This window comes from Paraburkholderia sp. USG1 (assembly GCF_031570135.1).
In the GTDB taxonomy this organism is placed as follows: domain Bacteria; phylum Pseudomonadota; class Gammaproteobacteria; order Burkholderiales; family Burkholderiaceae; genus Paraburkholderia; species Paraburkholderia dioscoreae.
Genome location: NZ_JAMWXW010000071.1, coordinates 1 through 2,474, shown reverse-complemented (window position 1 = coordinate 2,474; position 2,474 = coordinate 1). Strand labels below are relative to the sequence as shown.

Annotated in this window: 3 protein-coding genes; all 3 read left to right on the top strand. The window is 61.2% G+C overall.

Going from position 1 to position 2,474, the window contains the following annotated elements:
* The first annotated feature begins 80 nt into the window (after window positions 1-80).
* The 3 genes from NE850_RS39270 to tnpC all read left to right on the top strand — a co-directional run bounded on the left by NE850_RS39270 (window position 81) and on the right by tnpC (window position 2,431).
* Entirely contained in the window at window positions 81-476 is a 396-nt protein-coding gene (locus tag NE850_RS39270; protein WP_310700414.1) for a transposase, read from the top strand.
* Window positions 473-808, top strand: coding sequence for an IS66 family insertion sequence element accessory protein TnpB (gene tnpB / locus NE850_RS39265; RefSeq protein ID WP_310700413.1), 336 nt, complete (start codon window positions 473-475; stop codon window positions 806-808). The genes NE850_RS39270 and tnpB overlap by 4 nt, the downstream gene beginning before the upstream one ends.
* Window positions 809-871: 63 nt before the next feature.
* On the top strand, window positions 872-2,431 hold the full coding sequence (tnpC, locus tag NE850_RS39260; protein ID WP_310700412.1) for an IS66 family transposase: 1,560 nt from the start codon (window positions 872-874) through the stop codon (window positions 2,429-2,431).
* Window positions 2,432-2,474 lie beyond the last annotated feature (43 nt).

Here is a 2,474-nt window from a genome sequence, read left to right as displayed (position 1 = left end):
GTAAGCACCCGGTGAAGTCATCTTGATTGGCTGGGGAGCGAGAGCGAGGATCGTGTCCATCTAAATTTTGAAATGGACAGATGTACACGATGGACGAGACCGGGGTGATGCAGGAGGTTGTGCAACCGACACGACGTCGTCGGCATAGCAAGGAGTTCAAGGCACAAGCGATCCGCGCGGCGATGCAGCCGAACGTGTCGATCGCGGCGGTCGCGCTGCACTATCGCCTGAACGCCAACATGCTGCGAAGCTGGGTGGCCGCCCAGGAAGAACTGGATGCAGCTGAAGCGGCCCGGAAGTCGATGGGTGCGCCGTCGGCGGAGTTTGTTCCTTTGCAGCTGGAAGCTCCTGCGTTGGCTGCCGGGGGCACGGAGATCCTGATTGAAGTGCGTCGGGGTGCCGCGACGGTGACAGTGCGTTGGCCCATGTCGGCAGCAAGCGATTGTGCGTTGTGGCTGCAAGGGTGGCTGCGATGATTCGCGTCGACGCGATATGGCTGGCGACCGAACCGCTGGATATGCGTGCCGGCACGGATACGATTCTGGCGCGCGTGGTGAAGGTGTTTGGCGCTGCGCGCCCTCACCACGCCTACCTGTTCGCCAACAGGCATTCGACGCGCATGAAGGTGCTGGTCTACGACGGCTTCGGAATCTGGCTGGCCGCCCGGCGTTTGAACAAGGGACGGTTCGTCTGGACCAATGGCGAGCAGGCGGTGAGTGTGGGACTGAACCCCGAACAGCTTCACGCTTTGGTGACGGGACTACCTTGGCGAACACTGATGCCAGATCACGCCATTACTGTGGTGTGATGCCGACGCGCACGTAAACAGTTTCGCTTCCTGATGCGTGGCGTGTCTGGCAGACTCGATGTCATGGACCTGCCCGCCGATCTCGCCACGCTCAGCTCCGACCAGCTTCGCGCACTAGCTTCGCAGCTGGCCGTCCAGCTCGCAGACAGGGAACGCGAAGTTGGTGAGAAGCAACGGGAGTTGCAATATCGGCAAACCCGCATCGACCAGCTTACGCATGAGCTCTCAGTCATTAAACGGCAACAGTTCGGCAAGCGCAGTGAGCAACTGAACACGGAACAGATGAGCCTGCTTGACGAGGCGATCGACACGGATCTGGCGGCAATCGAAGCCGAGCTCGAGCAGCTTCAGCCGGAAACGCCTGAGCGCCAATCACGTCAGCGTTCCCGACGCGCGTCGTTGCCGGCCCATCTGCCGCGCACCGACATTCATCATGATCCCGACACCACGACGTGCAACTGCGGCTGCGAGCTTGTACGCATGGGCGAGGATATCAGCGAGAAGCTCGATTACACGCCCGGTGTGTTCACCGTCGAGCGACATATCCGCGGCAAGTGGGTGTGCCGTCAATGCGAGACGTTGACGCAAGCGCCCGTGCCCGCACACGTCATCGATAAGGGCATTCCCACGGCGGCGTTGCTGGCGTGGGTGCTGGTATCAAAGTTCTCCGATCATCTGCCGCTGTACCGGCTCGAGCGCATCTGCGCCCGCGCCGGTCTGGCGATCCCGCAATCGACGCTGGGCGACTGGGTGGGCGTATGCGGCGTGCGACTGCAGCCGCTGGTCGATGCCCTGCGCGAACACCTGCTGCGTGAGCTTGTGCTGCATGCTGATGAAACGCCTGTGCAGATGCTCAGTCCGGGCAAAGGCAAGACCCATCGTGCGTATCTGTGGGCGTACGCCACAACGCAGTACTGCCCGCTCAAGGCGGTGATATACGACTTCGCCCAGAGTCGTGCTGGCGAGCATGCGCGTGCATTCCTGGGAGACTGGCAAGGCAAGCTGGTGTGCGACGACTTTAGCGGCTACAAGAAAAGTTTTACCCAGGGCGTCACGGAAATTGGCTGCGCCGCGCACGCGCGGCGCGTGTTCTTCGATCTGCACGTGAACCATCAGAACGAGATTGCCGGGCAGGCGTTGAGATACTTCGGCACGCTGTACGAGATCGAAGCTGAAGCAGCGGTACTTGATCCCGACACCCGGCGTGTGCTGCGGCAGGCCCGGTCGCGACCAGTCATGGATGCCCTGCACGCGTGGATGAGTGCGCAGCGGCGCCTGGTTCCTGAGGGTTCAGGAATCGCGAAAGCCCTCGACTACAACCTCAATCGCTGGGAGGCGCTCACGCGCTATCTCAATGATGGGCACGTGCCAATGTGCAATAACTGGGTTGAGAACCAGATCCGTCCGTGGGCGACCGGCAGGAAAAACTGGTTATTTGCGGGCTCACTTCGCGCCGGCAAACGAGCCGCTGCCATCATGAGCCTGATCCGTTCTGCACAACTGAACGGGCATGAACCGCTCGCCTATCTGAAGGACGTGCTCACGCGCCTGCCAACACAACTCGCCACTGACATCGACGAGTTGCTGCCTCATCGATGGAAACCTGACGTAGCCGCTCCATAGATTCCGCTCGCGTCGCGCAAGGTGCCTTCACCGGTTGCTTACG

Excerpts from the sequence above, each read along its gene's own strand:
- NE850_RS39270 (WP_310700414.1), top strand. The coding sequence starts at position 81 with ATGTACACGATGGACGAGACCGGGGTGATGCAGGAGGTTGTGCAACCG.
- tnpB (WP_310700413.1), top strand. The coding sequence starts at position 473 with ATGATTCGCGTCGACGCGATATGGCTGGCGACCGAACCGCTGGATATG.
- tnpC (WP_310700412.1), top strand. The coding sequence starts at position 872 with ATGGACCTGCCCGCCGATCTCGCCACGCTCAGCTCCGACCAGCTTCGC.